A 16,257-nucleotide genomic window follows, 5' to 3' on the forward strand; every position below is an offset into this window, starting at 1 on the left:
CTTTAAGAAGATCTGCTCCGCGAACGCCACCGAGGGTGGTCGCCCGGGGAGGTCCGGGCGGGGTCCGTAGGTGCGCCCACCGGCCTTCGGATGATCTTGAAATGTCAATGTCAATGAATCGGCGCGGGTGCGGGCGGTAGCCTGGGGTGGCTGAATCCACCCCGAACCGCGAAGACTGGATGAACGACGATGCATCGGTACAGGTCCCACACCTGCGGCGAGCTCCGCGCCTCTGACGTCGGCACCGACGTCCGACTGAGCGGCTGGCTGCACAATCGCCGAGACCTGGGTGGCATCCTCTTCATCGATCTGCGCGACCACTACGGTCTGGTGCAGCTCGTCGCCCGCCCCGGCACCCCCGGCAACGAGGCGCTGGCGAAGCTCACCAAGGAGACCGTCGTACGGATCGACGGCAAGGTCTCCGCGCGCGGCGCCGACAACGTCAACCCGGAGCTCCCGACCGGCGAGATCGAGATCGAGGTCACCGAGGTCGAGGTGCTGGGCGAGGCCGCCCCGCTGCCCTTCACGATCAACGCCGAGGACGGGGTCAACGAGGAGCGGCGCCTGGAGTACCGCTTCCTCGACCTGCGCCGCGAGCGCATGCACCGCAACATCATGCTGCGCTCGGCGGTCATCGCCTCCATCCGCGCCAAGATGGTGGCCCTCGGCTTCAACGAGATGGCGACCCCGATCCTCACCGCGACCTCCCCCGAGGGCGCCCGTGACTTCGTCGTCCCGTCGCGTCTGAACCCGGGCAAGTTCTACGCCCTGCCGCAGGCCCCGCAGCAGTTCAAGCAGCTGCTGATGATCTCCGGTTTCGACCGCTACTTCCAGATCGCGCCGTGCTTCCGCGACGAGGACGCCCGCGCGGACCGGTCGCCCGGCGAGTTCTACCAGCTCGACGTCGAGATGTCGTTCGTCGAGCAGGAGGACGTCTTCCGGCCGATCGAGAAGCTGATGACCGAGCTCTTCGAGGAGTTCGGCAACGGCCGCCACGTCACCTCGCCGTTCCCGCGCATCCCGTTCCGCGAGGCGATGCTGAAGTACGGCAACGACAAGCCCGACCTGCGCGCCAAGCTGGAACTGGTCGACATCTCCGACGTCTTCGCCGACTCCGAGTTCAAGGCGTTCGCCGGCAAGCACGTCCGTGCCCTCCCGGTCCCGGACACCGCCGGTCAGTCCCGGAAGTTCTTCGACGGCCTCGGAGACTACGCCGTCCAGCACGGCGCCAAGGGCCTGGCCTGGGTCCGGGTCGGCGAGGACGGCGCCCTGGCGGGACCGATCGCCAAGTTCCTCACCGAGACCGACGTCAAGACCCTCACCGAGCGTCTCTCCCTCGTCCCCGGCCACGCGGTCTTCTTCGGCGCGGGCGAGTTCGACGAGGTCTCCAAGATCATGTCCGCCGTCCGCGTCGAGGCCGCCAAGCGCGCCGGCCACTTCGAGGAGGGCGTCTTCCGGTTCTGCTGGGTCGTCGACTTCCCGATGTACGAGAAGGACGAGGACACCGGCCGGATCGACTTCTCGCACAACCCCTTCTCGATGCCCCAGGGCGGCCTGAAGGACCTGGAGGAGAAGGACCCGCTGGACATCCTCGCCTGGCAGTACGACATCGTCTGCAACGGCATCGAGCTGTCCTCCGGCGCCATCCGTAACCACGAGCCCGAGCTGATGCTCAAGGCCTTCGAGATCGCCGGTTACGACCGCGAGACCGTCGAGCACGAGTTCGCGGGCATGCTCCGCGCCTTCCGTCTCGGCGCCCCGCCGCACGGCGGCATCGCCCCGGGCGTCGACCGCATCGTGATGCTGCTGGCCGACGAGCCCAACATCCGCGAGACGATCGCCTTCCCGCTCAACGGCAACGCCCAGGACCTGATGATGGGCGCCCCGACGGAGCTGGACGAGACCCGTCTGCGCGAGCTGAACATCCAGCTCCGCAAGCCGACGGCGACGGTCAAGGAAAAGGCGGACGCCAGGGATTCCGTGGCGAGGGACACCGGCGCGAAGTAAGCGTCACCGGTTCCGCTTCGGTTCCACGTGAAACATCCCCCGGCCGACCCCGGCCGGGGGATGTTTCACGTCCGGCGCCGTATCACGTCGCGTTCAGAGCCACCGTCGGGTGGAGACGGGAGGCACGGATCGCCGGATAGAGGCCCGCGACCACGCCGATCAGCAGGGTGGCGGCCAGTCCGCCCGCCAGGGACCAGGGCGGGACCACCACCGTCCACCCCTGGACCCGCGCGAAGCCGTACGTCGCCGCCGCGCCCAGCAGCGCGCCCGTCGCCCCGCCCAGCGCCGACAGCAGCAGCGACTCGGTCAGGAACTGGAGCCGGATCGCGCCCCGGGTCGCGCCCAGCGAGCGGCGCAGGCCGATCTCCTGGCGGCGCTCCAGCACGGAGATGACCATGGTGTTGGCGACGCCCACCCCGCCGACCAGGAGGGCCACCGCGCCCAGGCCGAGCATCAGATTCGTCAGCCCCTCGTCCGTGGCGGCCTTGGCGGCCAGCGCGTCCGAGGGCCGGGAGACCCTGATGCCCGCCTCGCTGCCGGGGCTGATGGTGCGGGCCAGGACCGCCCGTACGTCCGCCACCGAGGCGTCCGTGGAGCGCTCGAAGACGGTGGTGGGGTGGCCGTCGAAGCCGAAGTAACGCTCGGCGGCGGGGAATCCGACCATGGCCACCCGGTCCAGGTTGGGGACCAGTTCGAGTGGTGCGAGGATGCCGACGACGGCCACACGGGTGTCGTTCATCATGATCGTCTCGCCGGTGCGGGTGATGCCGAGGCGCTCCGCGGCCACCGCTCCGAGCACCGTCGTCGGCAGGCGTTCTCCGGCCGGGGTCAGCCAGGTGCCCTTGTCGACCTCGCCACCGAGCGTGGGGAGCAGGTCGGTTCGGACCGCCTGGGCGGTTACGCCCGCGGTGCGCTCCTCGGGGACCACGTCGCTGCGGCGGATGCGGGCGTCGATGTCGGCGGTGGCCGTGGCGTGCCGCACCGGACCGATGCGCTCGACCATCGCGACCGCGTTCCTGGGCAGCTTGATCTCCTGCACCATGGCGTCCTGGCCCGCCTCGGCGGAGAGGAGGTTGGTGCCGAGCCGGTCGAGCCGGGCCATCAGGTCCGCGCGGCTCGACTCGGACAGCCCGACGACCGCGACCATGGTCGCGATACCGATGGCGATGCCGAGCGCCGAGAGCATTACCCGCGCGCGACGTGCCCGGAGGCCGACCGCGCCGACGCGCAGGACGTCGCGGGGGGAGAGGCGGGCGGGCCTGAGGTCGTCCTTCATGAACCGGCCTCTTCCGTACGCGGGTCGAAGGGTGCGCCGGAGCGCGTGTCCGAGACGATCTCGCCGTCCCGGAAGCGGATCCGGCGCGGCAGTGAGTCCGCGATCTCGTTGTCGTGGGTGATCACGCAGACGGTGGTGCCGGACGCGTTCAGCTCGTGCAGCAGCTCCATGACGATCTCGCCGGACGCGGTGTCCAGCGCACCGGTCGGCTCATCGGCGAGCAGCAGCCGGGGGTCCCCCGCCAGGGCGCGGGCGATGGCCACGCGCTGCTTCTCGCCGCCGGACAGCTCGTTCGGCGTGTGCGAGCGGCGATGGTCCAGCCGCACCTTGGCGAGCGTCTCCCGCGCACGGGCACGCCGCTCCTTCGGCGGGACGCCCGCGTACAGCAGCCCGTCGGCGACGTTGTCCACCGCGTCACGCCCCGCAGCCAGGTGGAAGTGCTGGAAGACGAAGCCGATGTGGCGGGCGCGCAGTGCGGAGAGCCGGGAGTCGGAGAGCCCGGACACGTCGTACCCGGCGATCCGGACGGTGCCCGTGGTGGGCTTGTCGAGGGTGCCCATGATGTTGAGCATCGTGGACTTGCCGGAGCCGGACGGGCCGACGACGGCGACGAGTTCGCCCTCCTCGACGGTGAGGCTCACTCCGCGCAGGGCGTGGACGCCGCCGGGGTACGACTTACCGGCGTCCCGCAGTTCGATCACCGGGGCCGGGGTCATGACTTCGCTACTCCGACCTTCAGGCCCTCGCGCACATCCGGTCCGGAGACCTCGATCTGCCCGTCGGCGGCCATGCCCGTCTCCACCCGCACCATCCTCGACGTGGCGCCCTCGACGACCTGGAGGCCGTAGCCGCCGTCCTCGCCGCGCAGCGCGACGACCGCCTCGACGGGGACCGCGAGGACCCCCTTGTGCGCCTCGCTGACGAACTTCACGCTCGCCGGTGCCCTGGTGTCCTCGCCGGACGCGGCGCCCACCCCGCCGTCCAGGACGACCTCGACGGTGATGCCCTCCTCGGCGCCCGCGTCGCCCCCGGCCTCGGAAGCCTCCGGGCGCACCGTCCCGGCGACGTGGCCGGCCGCGGTCTTCCCGCTCGGCAGAGTGACCTCGACCTTGGTGCCCCGTGAGGTGAGCGCGCCGTCGGTCTGGTCGAGCTGCGCCCGTACGACGGGCTTGGTGGAGGCGACGGTCAGGACCGGCCCGTCCGGGCCGACCTGGTCGGCGAGCGCCGCGTCGGCTGAGACCACCTTGACCGGGCCGGGCTGGAAGACGACGTCGCCCCTGCCGACCCTGCCGGTGGGGTCGCGGTTCAGGGACTTCTGCCACTGCTTGACGGCGGCCTCGGTGTCCTCGTCGTACCGGACGTCGACGTACAGCCGCGACCCGTACCCCAGGTCACGCAGATTGCGTTCCAGCTGGAGTACGTCGCTGCCCCGGTCGCCGGTCTTCATCTCGCGGAACATCGGGACCGGTCCGTAGAGGAGGGTGACGGGCTTGTCGTTCAGCTCGTACAGCGCCTGCCCCATGGCCAGCGTCTTCCCTTCGGGGGCGGCGACCGTGACGGTCCCCTCGACAGCGGACTTGACGGCGCGGCGCTGCGCGAAGTCGAGCCGGCCGTCGACCGTCTTCGACCGCACGAGGTCGGTGCGTACGACGGTCGCGGTGGCGGGCGGCAGGTCGCCGGTCCGGTCGGAGGCGCCCGCGTCGCCGCCGTCGCCGAGGAACAGGACGCCCCCGGTGACGGCGGCGGCGAGGGTCACCGCGCCGAGCGCGAGGAAGGTGGCACGGCGCTTCACTGCATGCCGTCCAGACCGTCGAGCAGCTTCGACTTGCACGCCTCGCGGGCCTTCTTGTACGTCGGCGAGTCGAGGTCGATGGACGGGGACGCCGGGTTCGGGTCGCCGCCCGGCTGGGCGTTGCCGCCGCTCATGGTCGGGTTGGTGAACCGGGAGACGCCGTTGTCCCGCATGCACTTGGCGTGCGCGAGCATCGACTCGTAGGCCTTCTGCTGGTCGCGCTCGGGCTCGACGTCCATGACGGCCTGCAACTCGGGGACGCAGACACCGTCCTTCCCGCCCTTGTACGCCTCGTTCTGGCCGGGCCTGGAGGCGATCTTCTCGATCTTCGCCCAGTCGAGGTAGCCGCTGAGCTTGGGGTCGGGGTAGTCCTTGTAGCCGCCCTTGACGCGCATGCACTGGACGTACTTCATCTGGGCGTCGTAGAAGGCGCTCCTGCCCGCGGGCGGGGCGCTCGGCCTGTCCCCGTCCTTCGCGGTGCTCGCGCTCGGCGCGTCCGGTACGTCGGCGATCGCGTCGTCCTTCTTGGCTCCGCCCGCGCCGTCGTCCCCGCCGCCGCAGCCGACGGAGAGGGCGAGTACGGGCAGGGCCACGAGGGCGGCCAGGCGCAGCCGGGCGGTGGCGCGGTGGTTCGTGCGGTGTTCCGTCTTCGGGAAGGTCATGTGCCGCACGCTCGCCGCCGCGGATGATGGCCCGTCCATGGCCACATGATGGGAACGTAACAATGCCCCCGGCCTGCACATCCGACCCCGTGCACAGCGGACGGGAACGGTCCGGACGTGCCCATAATCGGCCCCATGCCGCATGTGTTGCTGATCGAGGACGACGCGTCCGTACGGGACGGGATGGAGCTGGTGCTGCGCCGGCACGGGTACGGCGTGGACACCGCCGCCACAGGCGAGCAGGCCCTCGCCCTGCTGGCCGGGGAAAGCGGCGCCCGGGTCGAACTGGCCGTGCTGGACCTGATGCTGCCCGGCATGGACGGCTTCGAGGTGTGCCGCCGCATCCGAGCCCGCTCGGCGACCCTGCCGGTCATCATGCTGACCGCGCGCGGCGACGACCAGGACATCGTGACGGGCCTGGAGGCGGGCGCCGACGACTACGTCGTCAAGCCGGTCACCGCCCCCGTCCTGGAGGCCCGCATCCGGGCCGCGCTGCGGCGCGCGGAACCGTCCGGGCAGGTGCGGGGGGCCGGCGCCGACCTCGCCGGGCTGGTGATCGACCGCGCCGGACTGACCGTCACCAAGCACGGCACCCCGGTCCCGCTGCCGCCCACCGAACTGCGGCTGCTGCTGGAGCTCTCGGCCTCCCCCTGCCGGGTCTTCAGCCGCGAACAGCTCCTGGAATCCGTCTGGGACCACACCTTCCTGGGCGACTCCCGGCTGGTGGACGCGGCGGTCGGCCGGCTGCGGGCCAAGCTGGAGGACGTGCCGGCCAAGCCCCGCTACGTCCAGACGGTGCGGGGCTTCGGCTACCGCTTCGGGCCGCTGTGAGCCGTACGCGCGCCCGGCACCTCGTCGGCGGGCTGCGCACCCGGCTCGTCGTCACCTTCGTCGTCGTCGCCCTCATCAGCGCGGTGACCGCGACCGCCCTCGCCTACCGGGACGCCCGCACCGCCGTCCTCCAGCGCACCCAGAACGCCGCCGTGAACGACCTCCGGGAGCGGGTCACCGCGGTCGCCGCCGACTTCGACGTACCGCCCGACCAGCAGTCGCTGTCCCGGTTCGCGGCCCGGGTTTCGGACGGCATCGGCGGGGACATCGTGGTCGCCCGCTACCAGGACCTGTCCGCCGTCTCCGACTCCATGGCCGACACGGAGGCCCGGATCACCACCGAGCTGCGCACCGCCGTCATGACCGGTTCCGAAGCCCGGTTCCAGCGGGTGCGGTGGCGGGGCGAGCCCTATCTGGTCGTCGGCACGCCCGTCACGTTCGCCGACGGGGACCACCGCACCTCCGGCCTGGAGGTCTTCGCGATCACCGATCTGCGGGCCGAGCGCGACGACACCGCCGCCCTGCTGGACTCCGTACGGACGGGCATGGTGCCGGTGGTGCTGCTGGCCGCCGTCCTGGCGCTGCTGGCCGCGGGGACGGTCCTGCGTCCGGTACGGAAGCTGGGCCGGGCCACCCGCGAGCTCGCGACCGGAGACCTCGGCAGCCGGGTCGCCGTCTCCGGGCGCGACGAACTCGCCGACCTGGCACGGACGTTCAACGAGACCGCCGATGCGCTCCAGGCCTCCGACACGGAACTGCGCGAGCAGGAGGCGAAGGCGCGCCGCTTCGTGGCGGACGTGTCGCACGAACTGCGCACGCCCCTCGCGGCGATGACGATGGTGGCGACGGTCCTGGAGGAGGACGCCGACCAGCTGCCGCCGGACGCGGCGCGGGCGGCCCGTACCGTCGGCGCGGAGACGGCACGGCTGTCCCGGCTGGTCGAGGACCTGATGGAGATCTCCCGCTTCGACGCGAAGGCGGTACGGCTGAACGCGGCCGAGGTGGATCTCGCCGACACCGTACGGGCGTCGCTGGCGCTGCGCGGCTGGACGGACCGGGTGCGGACGGAGCTCGACGAGGGCGTACGGGCGGTGGTCGACCGGCGCCGGATCGACGTGATCGTCGCGAACCTGGTGGGCAACGCGCTGCGGCACGGGGCCCCGCCGGTCACCGTGACCCTCGGGACGGCCGAAGCGGCGGACGGCGACTGGGTGGTTCTGTCCGTCGCCGACCATGGACCGGGGCTGCCGCCGGAGGCGCGGGAGCGGGTCTTCGACCGCTTCTACAAGGCGGACGCGGCCCGCACGCGCGGCGCGGCCGACGACAGCGGACAGGGCAGCGGCCTGGGCATGGCGATCGCACTGGAGAACGCCCGCCTGCACGGCGGCACGATCGATGTGACTGACGTGGCCGGTGGACCGGGGCGCGGCGCGGTGTTCACACTGCGGCTGCCCCTGCGACGTAGGGGAGAGGGCACGGAATGAAGGTCCGACAGGGGATCGCGGTCGCCGCACTGGGCCTCGCCCTGATGGGCTGCGGCGTCCAGCCGACCGGAGTGATAGGCGCGGGCGAGCCCGCGTCCGGGCCGACGCGCGGGATGCGGCTGTACTACGCCTCGGCCGGCGGGCTGCGTGCGGTGCCCCTGATCGACACGGAGATCGACGATCTCACCTCGGTGCTGAAGCTGCTCGCCCAGAAGCCGCCGCCCGCCGAGGAGCGGGGCGGGCTCACCTCGCTCGTTCCCCGGCTCAGCGGCTACTCGGCGACCGCCACGGGCAACCGTGTCACGGTGCGCCTGGACGGCCGCTATCCGGAGTCGGGACGCGACCAGGGCACGGGCCAGCTGGTGTGCACGATGGCGCGCGCCCGGTCCGTGCTCGAACCGAAGGTGAGGACCGACGACGTCGAGGTCACCCTGCGCCCGTCCGAGGGCGACGCGCTGGGCCCCTACCGGTGCGCGGAGTTCCTCAACGGGTGAGCCCTCGGCGGGTGGGCCGCGGCCTCACCGCCCGTGCGGCCGGCACGGATCCCTGCCCCGTACTCGGACCTCCGTTCCCCCTCGGAGCGAAGGGGCCGGAACCTACACGCACCAAAGGGTTTCGGGCCTCATCTGCGCGCGTGTCGTGGGGGCGGTACAGCCGTATGGCCCCCGTGCGGATTCGCGCTCGCCCGACGCGACGTTAACTGGGGGCGTCGGTAAGAGGCGTGACGGGGAGCTCGCCAGTGCTGCCGTCACCCCACGACTGCTGAGGAGTTCCCGTGTACGCGTCCCGTCCGTCGGCCGTCCGGCGTCCCCCGTACGCCGTCCACACCGGCACCTGTGCTGCCGCGCTGCTGCTGCTCACCGCCTGCGGCAACACCTCCGACACCGCCGCCACCAAGAGCGCCGCCGTCCGGGCGACGGCCTCGGCTTCCGCCGGTGTCGCGGGTCCACCGGCCGAACGGGCACGGAGACGGGCCGCCCCCGGGCCGTACGCGCCGGTCGTCCGGCCGCGCGAGATCCCCGCGCTGGGACCGAAGACCCGGGCCGCGATCCCGGCGGACGCCAAACAGGTCTTCGTCATCACCGGCGACGCCTACGACTCCAGCCTGTCCACCGCGGTCCTCTACGCCCGCGACAACCCGGCCCTCGGCTGGCTGCCCGTCACGACCCGCTGGCCGGCCCACAACGGGCTGAACGGCTGGACCGACGAGCACTTGGAGGGCGACCTCCGCTCCCCGGTCGGGGTCTACGGGCTGACGCACGCGGGCGGCCTGTTCGACCCTCCCGAAACGGCGTTCCCCTACGACCGGAACCCGATGTTCTCGGTGAGCGGCGAGGGCTTCGACGGGGAGCCGCTCGAAGGGTCCTTCGACTACGTCGTCGCCATCGACTACAACCGGACCCCCGGCGTCACCCCCTTGGACGGGGCACGCCCGCTCGGCCAGGAGCGCGGCGGCGGCATCTGGATCCACGTCGACCACGGCGGCCCGACCCAGGGCTGCGTCTCGCTCCCCCTGGACCGGATGCGGGAACTCCTGAGCACCCTCGACCCGGCGAAGAAGCCGGTGGTCGTCATGGGGGACGCGGAGGCCCTGGAGCGGTGAATCGGGTACGGGCGGGCCGGGATGCGGGCCCGTACGCTGAAGGAAGCCCGTTTCCGGTCCAGGAGGCAGTGATGGCCGTGACTGACGAGGGTGTGCTGACACAGGAGGTCTTCGAGGACCTTGCCCGTCACGCCACACGCGCGGAAGAAGCGCTGCGTCTGGAATTCGTGAACGGGAAACTGGGGGGTCAAGGCTGTGCCGGACGGGGATCACGGGCGGATCATCGAGTGGCTCACTCGGCAGTGCATGCAGGCTGATCCCGGCCGCTGGCTCCACGCCGAACAGGGGCTGCGCATCGAGACGTACCGAAAGGGGAACGCCCGGCCCGACGGCGCGCTCGCACACAGTGGCGCCTTCGTCGGCCAGGGCGAGTGGGCCGACCCGACGGCGTCCTGATGGTCGTCGAGGTCACCTCGTACGACGAGGACACCGATCGCCGGGACCGGGTCGAGAAGCCGCGCGCGTACGCCGAGACCGGCATTCCCGTCTATCTGCTCATCGACCGTGACACCTGTGAGGTCAAGATGCATTCGCAGCCCGACGGTGTGCGGTACGAGCAGGTGGTGACGGTGCCGTACGGGAAGACCGTCGAACTGCCCGACCCGGTGGGCATCGAGCCGGACACCGAGCCGCTGAAGAACTGGGTCCGCTGACCACACGCAGCAGCACGGCGAAGGGCGGGACCGCACAGTGCGGGACCGCCCTTCGCCGTGTGTACGTGAGGTCCGCTTACGCGGCCTTCTCCTCCAGACGCGGGAACAGCACCGCGCCCTTCGTCACCGTCGTGCCCGCCGGGAGCCGGCCCCAGCTGCCCGCGTCCCGCACGCGCTGGTCGGACAGCGCGCCCAGGGACGCCTCGGCGCCCAGCGACTCCCACAGCTTCTGCGAGGTCTCCGGCATCACGGCGTTCAGCAGGACCGCGACACCGCGCAGCGACTCGGCGGCCGTGTAGAGGATCGTCGCGAGGCGGGCCTGGCCCTCGGGGGACGTGTCCTTGGCGACCTTCCAGGGCTCCTGCTCCGTGATGTAGCCGTTGACCTGCTTCACGAAGTCGAAGATCGCCAGGATGCCGGCCTGGAAGTCCAGCTCCTCGCCGATCTTCTCGTCGGCCGTGGCGACGGCCTTGGCCAGACCCTCCTGGACCGCCTTCTCGGCGTCACCCGATGCGGTGGCCTCCGGGAGTGCCCCACCGAAGTACTTGCCGACCATGGCCGCGACCCGCGAGGCGAGGTTGCCGTAGTCGTTGGCGAGCTCGGAGGTGTAGCGGGCGGAGAAGTCCTCCCAGGAGAACGAGCCGTCGCTGCCGAACGCGATCGCCCGCAGGAAGTACCAGCGGTACGCGTCCACGCCGAAGTGCGAGGTCAGGTCCTGCGGCTTGATGCCCGTCAGGTTCGACTTCGACATCTTCTCGCCGCCGACCATCAGCCAGCCGTTGGCCGCGACCTTTCCGGGCAGCGGCAGACCCTGCGCCATCAGCATCGCGGGCCAGATCACCGCGTGGAAGCGCAGGATGTCCTTGCCCACCAGGTGCACATTGGCGGGGAACGTCCCGTCGAACTTCTCCTGGTTGGCGCCGTAGCCGACCGCCGTGGCGTAGTTCAGCAGGGCGTCGACCCACACGTAGATGACGTGCTTCTCGTCCCACGGCACCGGGACGCCCCAGTCGAAGGTCGAGCGGGAGATGGAGAGGTCCTGAAGGCCCTGCTTGACGAAGTTCACGACCTCGTTGCGGGCGGACTCGGGCTGGATGAAGCCCGGGTTGTTCGCGTAGAACTCCATCAGCTTCGGGCCGTAGGCGCTCAGCTTGAAGAAGTAGTTCTCCTCCTTGAGGATCTCCACCGGCTTCTTGTGGATCGGGCACAGCTTGACGCCGGCCTCGTCCTCGATGAGGTCGCCGGGGAGCTTGTACTCCTCGCAGCCCACGCAGTACGGGCCCTCGTAGCCGCCCTTGTAGATCTCACCCTTGTCGTACAGGTCCTGCACGAACTCCTGCACCCGGTCGGTGTGGCGCTTCTCCGTCGTACGGATGAAGTCGTCGTTCGCGATGTTCAGGTGCTCCCAGAGGGGCTTCCACGCCTCCTCCACGAGCTTGTCGCACCACTCCTGCGGGGTGACGTCGTTCGCCTCGGCAGTGCGCATGATCTTCTGACCGTGCTCGTCCGTGCCGGTGAGGTACCACACCTTCTCGCCGCGCTGGCGGTGCCAGCGGGTGAGCACGTCGCCTGCGACGGTCGTGTAGGCGTGGCCCAGGTGAGGAGCGTCGTTGACGTAGTAGATGGGGGTCGATACGTAGAAACTCTTCACGCCGTCGCCCCCTTGCTTCTCGGATCCAGTGGCCGCCATGGTCGAAATCCTAACGGCCTGTGGGAGATCAACTCACACCGATAAACCCGGCCACGGGCGCGGAGACCTTTGCGAAACATCCCTTCCCGTAACAAAGACGCATCCTGGGAGGGAGTGGACACGCATGCACGAGGCAGGGGACATCACGATGCGGGTACTGGTCGCCGAGGACGAGGAGATCCTGGCGGAGCTGGTCGCCACCGGGCTGCGGCGGGCCGGGTTCGCCGTCGACACGGTGTACAGCGGTGATGCCGCCCAGGCATACCTGGGGCTGCACGACTACGACGTCGTCGTCCTGGACCGCGACCTGCCGCGGGTGCACGGCGACGACGTGGCGCGCGGGCTCGTCGCCTCCGGCTCCCGGACCAGGATCCTGATGCTCACCGCCGCGGGTTCCATGGAGGACCGGGTCGCCGGGCTCGACCTCGGCGCCGACGACTATCTGGGCAAGCCGTTCGAGTTCCCCGAGCTGGTGTCGCGGGTCCGGGCGCTGCGGCGGCGCAGCGCCCGCCCCGTACCGCCGCAGCTGGAACGGCACGGCATCCGGCTCGACACCGTACGGCGCACGGCCTCGCGGGAGGGGCGGGAGCTGGACCTCTCGCCGAAGGAGTTCTCGGTGCTCCAGCTGCTGCTGGAGGCCGACGGCGGGACCGTCAGTGCCGAGGAGCTGCTGGAGCGGGCCTGGGACGCCAACGCCGATCCCTTCACCGGCGCGGTGCGGGTCTGCATGAGCAAGCTGCGCGGGAAGCTCGGCGAACCGGCGCTGATCCGTACGGTGCAGGGCGTGGGGTATGCCCTGTGAGGCGGCCCTCGCGCCTCCGCCGGGTTCCGCACGTCCAGCACTCCAGGATCCGGACCCGGATCGCGCTCGTGTACGGCGGGGTGTTCCTGATCCTCGGTACGGCGCTGCTCGCCACCGTCAACCTCGCTTCCCGCGCCGGTACGGACTCCCAGGCGCGCGACATCGCCCGCACGGCCGCGGTCGTCCAGCCCGGCTACGCGGTGAACGGTCCTCTCGTCACCCGGCGGAGTCTCGGGCCGCCCACCGTCTACGACCTCACCGACCATGTCAGCGACGCGGCCGGTCATCAGCTGCTCATGTGGTCCGCGGCCTCGCTGCTCGTCATGACGGCCTGCGCGGTCGGCGTGGGCTGGTGGACCGCGGGGCGGGTGCTGCGTCCCGTCCACGCCATGACCGCGAAGGCGCGTCGGCTCTCCGAGCACAATCTGCACGAGCGGATCGCGTCCAGCGGCCCCGACGACGAGCTGAAGGAGCTCGGCGACACGCTCGACGCGCTGCTGGCCCGGCTGGAGAAGGCGTTCGACAGCCAGCGGCGGTTCATCGCCAACGCCTCCCACGAGCTGCGGACCCCGCTCGCCACCCAGCGGGCCGCGATCCAGATCGGTCTGGACGACCCGTCCCCGGAGGATCTCGTACGGACCCGGCAGACGCTCCTGGACAACAACCGGCGCAGCGAGCGGCTCATCGAGGGCCTGCTGGTCCTGGCGCGCAGTGAGCGGGGGCTCGCCGAGGGCGAGCGGGAGGCGGTGGATCTCGCGCAGGTGGTGGCGGAGGAGACGGCCCGGCACCCGGGCGCGAAGACCGATACCGGGCCCTGCACGGTGCGGGGGAGCCGGCTGCTGCTCACGCGGCTGGTGGCGAATCTGCTGGCCAACGCCGTCACGTACAACGTGCCGGACGGGACGGTGGACGTGTCACTGGTGACGGCCGGCGGCGGGGCGCTGCTGGAGGTCCGCAATACCGGTCCGGTGGTGGACGCGGCGGACATTCCCGGGCTGTTCGAGCCGTTCCGGCGGGGTGAGGGCAAGGACCGGATGGGGCGCGGGTCGGGGCTCGGCCTATCGATCGTGCGTTCCATCGCCGTCGCGCACGGCGGTACGGTCACGGCGGTGCCGGGCCCCGAGGGCGGGCTCGCCGTGACCGTACGTCTGCCGGTGGATCAGGCGTCGGCCGCTGTGTCGCGGGCCGCGATCCAGGCGGGGAGCGCGGCGAGGACCTCGCGGTAGAACGTGGTGTCCGCGACCTCCCGGGGCGCGGGGCCCGCGTGGAAGAACCCGGCGTTCGGGGCGTCCAGCTTGCGCAGGAAGTCGAAGCCCTTGGCGTCCTGTTCGCCGAACGCGACGAACTGGAAGAACAGCGGCAGCCGCGCCGCGTCGGCCAGCGCCTGCTTGGCGGCCTGCTTGGCGTCCGGCGGGCCGTCCGTCTGGAAGATCACCAGGGCGGGGCCGGTCGCGTCCGACTTCTCGTAGTGCGCGACGACCTCTTCGACGGCGCGCTGGTAGTTCGTACGGCCGAGGCGGCCGAGGCCCGCGTTGAGCTCGTCGATCCGGCCCTCGTGGTCGGCGAGGCCGACCGTGCCGGTGCCGTCGATGTCCGTCGAGAAGAAGACCACGGGGACGGTCGCGCTTTCGTCCAGGTGCGCGGCGAGTGCCACCGTGCGGTCGCCCAGGTGCTGGGCGCTGCCGTCCTTGTAGAACGGGCGCATGGAGCCGGAGCGGTCGAGGACCAGGTAGACGGTGGCGCGCAGCCCGGTCAGCCCGTGGGTCTTCAGCCCGGCCTGAGCCGCCTTGTACGAGTCGACGAGCCCGGGAGCGCGCGACTTGACCTTGGCGAGGGTGAGCGCGGGCTTGGGGGCGGGGGCGGACTCGGGCTCGGGCTCCGGGGTGGGCTCGGCTTGGGCTTCGGCCTTGACCGGCTCGGCGACCGGAGCGGGCTCCGGCTCGGCCTCGGCGGCCACCGGCTCGGCGGTGGGCTCGGCCTTGACCGGCTCCGGCTCCGGCTCGGTCTTGACCTCGGCCTTGACCGGCTCCGGCTCGGGCTCGGCCTTGACCTCGATCGGCTCCGGTTCGGCCTCGGCGGCCACCGGCTCCGGCGTGGGCTCCGGCTCGGTCTTGGCTGCTACGGGCTCGGTCTTGACCTCGGTCTTGACCGGCTCCGGCTCCGGCTCGGGCTCGGTCTTGACCTCGGCCTCGATCGGCTCCGGTTCGGCCTCGGCGGCCACCGGCTCGGGCTCCGGCTTCGCCTCCGCGAGGGCCGGTTCCACCTCGGCGGCAGTCTCGACGGCCTCCTCAGCCTCGACGACCTCTGCGACCTCCGGCTCCGCAGCCTTTGGTTCCGGCTTCACAGCCTCCGGCTCCGGCTCCGTAGCTTCCGCCTTCACCGCCGCCGCTGATTCCGGCTTCGGGGCCGAACCCTGTGCCGGGACCGTGGGGATGGACGCCTTGTCGAAGGCGGCCGCCACCAGGTCCGAGGCCAGGCCGCTGTCGTCACCGACGGACCGGGGCGAGGCGGGGGCCGGGACCGAAGCCTTGGCGGGTGGGGCGGTTTCGAGCACCGGGGCCGTCTCCGCGGCCGGCTCGTCCACCGTGGCCGGCTTCGTTTCCGCGGGCGCGGTGCGCTCGGTCTGGGGCGGGACCGTGGCCGTCGGCGCGTCCTGCTCCGCGCGGTCACGGCCGAACACCTTGCGCAGCAAGCTCCGAATGCCCATGGGCGAGGCCTTTCGCGTGAGTTGGGTGCGAGAAATGTCCGACCTGCGGGATTCATCCCTGGCCAGGGCGGATACGTAAGGTTAGCGGCCGGATCCGGCCCTTCGGTGGCGCGGCCCGCCCATGTGAGAACTGAGCCGCAACCGAGCCCTGAACGAGTCCTGTGCGCATGCCGTGCGGGCCTGATGTACGTCGTTCAAATGTGCGTACTCGGTCCCGAGTTGCCTTGTTAGCGTGAACGGACGGTGTGCCTGACGCAAAGTCAGGCACACCGTTGTCCGTTATTTGCCTGCGTTGCCAAGAAGGGCTCCCACATGGGAAAACCATCTCGTAGAACACGTCTTGTCGCCTGCGCCGTCGGGGCCGGGGCGATGCTTTCCGGCCTCGTTCCGGCGGCCGGCGCCGCTGCCGCTCCGGCGTCCGCGCCGCCGTCCGCGGTGCGGGCCGCCGACGACCCCGTACCGGGCAACGAGGGAATGCCGGACGACGGTTTCGACAACGAATCCGAGGCAGAACAGGACGACTTCGCCGGAGCCGGAGCAGCAACCGGCAACTCGGCTGCTTCCGCCGCCCCGGGCGTTTCCGCTCTCGCCGCCGCTCCCGTCCCCGGCCGGGCCGCCGACTTCAAGCTGGTGAAGGGCACCGATATTTCCGGTCTCGTCACCAAGCTGGACGACGCGCTGCCCAAGCAGGGCCTCACCGAGCTGATGGAGCAGGCCAATCGGCCCGCCGAGTGGGAGGGCGCCTGCGGA

13 protein-coding genes and 2 pseudogenes are annotated in these 16,257 nt (G+C 71.2%); 9 read left to right on the top strand and 6 right to left on the bottom strand.

Features of this window, described 5'->3' with window-relative positions:
* Positions 1-189 precede the first annotated feature (189 nt).
* Complete coding sequence (gene aspS / locus ABZY11_RS02915) at positions 190-2,007, top strand: aspartate--tRNA ligase (protein ID WP_356477403.1); 1,818 nt, start codon at positions 190-192, stop codon at positions 2,005-2,007.
* Positions 2,008-2,089: 82 nt separating this feature from the next.
* Here aspS and ABZY11_RS02920 read toward each other — a convergent pair whose 3' ends face one another.
* From ABZY11_RS02920 to ABZY11_RS02935, 4 genes are read right to left on the bottom strand one after another with little or no spacing between them, the layout of a single operon-like run.
* Entirely contained in the window at positions 2,090-3,283 is a 1,194-nt protein-coding gene (locus ABZY11_RS02920) for an ABC transporter permease (RefSeq protein ID WP_356477404.1), read from the bottom strand.
* Positions 3,280-3,999 carry an ABC transporter ATP-binding protein gene (locus tag ABZY11_RS02925; RefSeq protein WP_356477405.1) on the bottom strand — a complete coding sequence of 240 codons (720 nt, stop codon included), beginning with the start codon at positions 3,997-3,999 and terminating at the stop codon, positions 3,280-3,282. The genes ABZY11_RS02920 and ABZY11_RS02925 overlap by 4 nt, the downstream gene beginning before the upstream one ends.
* The gene (locus ABZY11_RS02930) at positions 3,996-5,075 is read right to left on the bottom strand and encodes a peptidoglycan-binding domain-containing protein (protein ID WP_356477406.1); all 1,080 of its coding nucleotides are present in this window, start codon (positions 5,073-5,075) and stop codon (positions 3,996-3,998) included. The genes ABZY11_RS02925 and ABZY11_RS02930 overlap by 4 nt, the downstream gene beginning before the upstream one ends.
* Positions 5,072-5,737 (bottom strand): hypothetical protein, encoded by a 666-nt coding sequence (locus ABZY11_RS02935; RefSeq protein ID WP_356477407.1) that lies wholly within the window; start codon positions 5,735-5,737, stop codon positions 5,072-5,074. The genes ABZY11_RS02930 and ABZY11_RS02935 overlap by 4 nt, the downstream gene beginning before the upstream one ends.
* A 135-nt stretch (positions 5,738-5,872) precedes the next feature.
* Here ABZY11_RS02935 and ABZY11_RS02940 point away from each other — a divergent pair, with 135 nt between their 5' ends.
* The 5 genes and pseudogenes from ABZY11_RS02940 to ABZY11_RS02960 all read left to right on the top strand — a co-directional run bounded on the left by ABZY11_RS02940 (position 5,873) and on the right by ABZY11_RS02960 (position 10,308).
* Positions 5,873-6,568, top strand: coding sequence for a response regulator transcription factor (locus ABZY11_RS02940; RefSeq protein ID WP_356477408.1), 696 nt, complete (start codon positions 5,873-5,875; stop codon positions 6,566-6,568).
* A complete protein-coding gene (locus ABZY11_RS02945) occupies positions 6,565-8,052 on the top strand; it encodes a HAMP domain-containing sensor histidine kinase (protein WP_356477409.1) in 1,488 nt (495 codons plus the stop codon). The genes ABZY11_RS02940 and ABZY11_RS02945 overlap by 4 nt, the downstream gene beginning before the upstream one ends.
* Positions 8,049-8,546, top strand: a complete 498-nt coding sequence (locus ABZY11_RS02950; RefSeq protein ID WP_356477410.1) for a hypothetical protein — start codon at positions 8,049-8,051, stop codon at positions 8,544-8,546. The genes ABZY11_RS02945 and ABZY11_RS02950 overlap by 4 nt, the downstream gene beginning before the upstream one ends.
* 281 nt (positions 8,547-8,827) lie before the next feature.
* The gene (locus tag ABZY11_RS02955; RefSeq protein WP_356477411.1) at positions 8,828-9,655 is read left to right on the top strand and encodes a L,D-transpeptidase family protein; all 828 of its coding nucleotides are present in this window, start codon (positions 8,828-8,830) and stop codon (positions 9,653-9,655) included.
* Positions 9,656-9,726: 71 nt separating this feature from the next.
* Positions 9,727-10,308 (top strand): annotated as a pseudogene (locus tag ABZY11_RS02960) (Uma2 family endonuclease).
* Between the two features lie 76 nt (positions 10,309-10,384).
* Here the strand turns inward: ABZY11_RS02960 and metG are convergent.
* Positions 10,385-11,998 (bottom strand): methionine--tRNA ligase, encoded by a 1,614-nt coding sequence (gene metG / locus ABZY11_RS02965; RefSeq protein ID WP_356477412.1) that lies wholly within the window; start codon positions 11,996-11,998, stop codon positions 10,385-10,387.
* A 148-nt stretch (positions 11,999-12,146) separates the two neighbouring features.
* Here metG and ABZY11_RS02970 point away from each other — a divergent pair, with 148 nt between their 5' ends.
* Positions 12,147-12,800 (top strand): response regulator transcription factor, encoded by a 654-nt coding sequence (locus ABZY11_RS02970; RefSeq protein WP_356477423.1) that lies wholly within the window; start codon positions 12,147-12,149, stop codon positions 12,798-12,800.
* A complete protein-coding gene (locus tag ABZY11_RS02975; protein WP_356477413.1) occupies positions 12,797-14,026 on the top strand; it encodes a HAMP domain-containing sensor histidine kinase in 1,230 nt (409 codons plus the stop codon). Before ABZY11_RS02970 ends, ABZY11_RS02975 begins: the two co-directional genes overlap by 4 nt.
* Here the strand turns inward: ABZY11_RS02975 and ABZY11_RS02980 are convergent.
* Positions 13,960-15,507 carry a VWA domain-containing protein gene (locus ABZY11_RS02980; RefSeq protein WP_356477414.1) on the bottom strand — a complete coding sequence of 516 codons (1,548 nt, stop codon included), beginning with the start codon at positions 15,505-15,507 and terminating at the stop codon, positions 13,960-13,962. The genes ABZY11_RS02975 and ABZY11_RS02980 overlap by 67 nt on opposite strands.
* 312 nt (positions 15,508-15,819) lie before the next feature.
* Between ABZY11_RS02980 and ABZY11_RS02985 the strand changes: the two are divergent.
* Positions 15,820-16,257, top strand: a pseudogene (locus tag ABZY11_RS02985) (hypothetical protein); the annotation flags it as partial.

The organism is Streptomyces sp. NPDC006510 (assembly GCF_040611955.1).
Taxonomy (GTDB): domain Bacteria; phylum Actinomycetota; class Actinomycetes; order Streptomycetales; family Streptomycetaceae; genus Streptomyces.

Excerpts from the sequence above, each read along its gene's own strand:
- aspS (WP_356477403.1), top strand. The coding sequence starts at position 190 with ATGCATCGGTACAGGTCCCACACCTGCGGCGAGCTCCGCGCCTCTGAC.
- ABZY11_RS02920 (WP_356477404.1), bottom strand. The coding sequence starts at position 3,283 with ATGAAGGACGACCTCAGGCCCGCCCGCCTCTCCCCCCGCGACGTCCTG.
- ABZY11_RS02925 (WP_356477405.1), bottom strand. The coding sequence starts at position 3,999 with ATGACCCCGGCCCCGGTGATCGAACTGCGGGACGCCGGTAAGTCGTAC.
- ABZY11_RS02935 (WP_356477407.1), bottom strand. The coding sequence starts at position 5,737 with ATGACCTTCCCGAAGACGGAACACCGCACGAACCACCGCGCCACCGCC.
- ABZY11_RS02940 (WP_356477408.1), top strand. The coding sequence starts at position 5,873 with ATGCCGCATGTGTTGCTGATCGAGGACGACGCGTCCGTACGGGACGGG.
- ABZY11_RS02950 (WP_356477410.1), top strand. The coding sequence starts at position 8,049 with ATGAAGGTCCGACAGGGGATCGCGGTCGCCGCACTGGGCCTCGCCCTG.
- metG (WP_356477412.1), bottom strand. The coding sequence starts at position 11,998 with ATGGCGGCCACTGGATCCGAGAAGCAAGGGGGCGACGGCGTGAAGAGT.
- ABZY11_RS02970 (WP_356477423.1), top strand. The coding sequence starts at position 12,147 with ATGCGGGTACTGGTCGCCGAGGACGAGGAGATCCTGGCGGAGCTGGTC.
- ABZY11_RS02980 (WP_356477414.1), bottom strand. The coding sequence starts at position 15,507 with ATGGGCATTCGGAGCTTGCTGCGCAAGGTGTTCGGCCGTGACCGCGCG.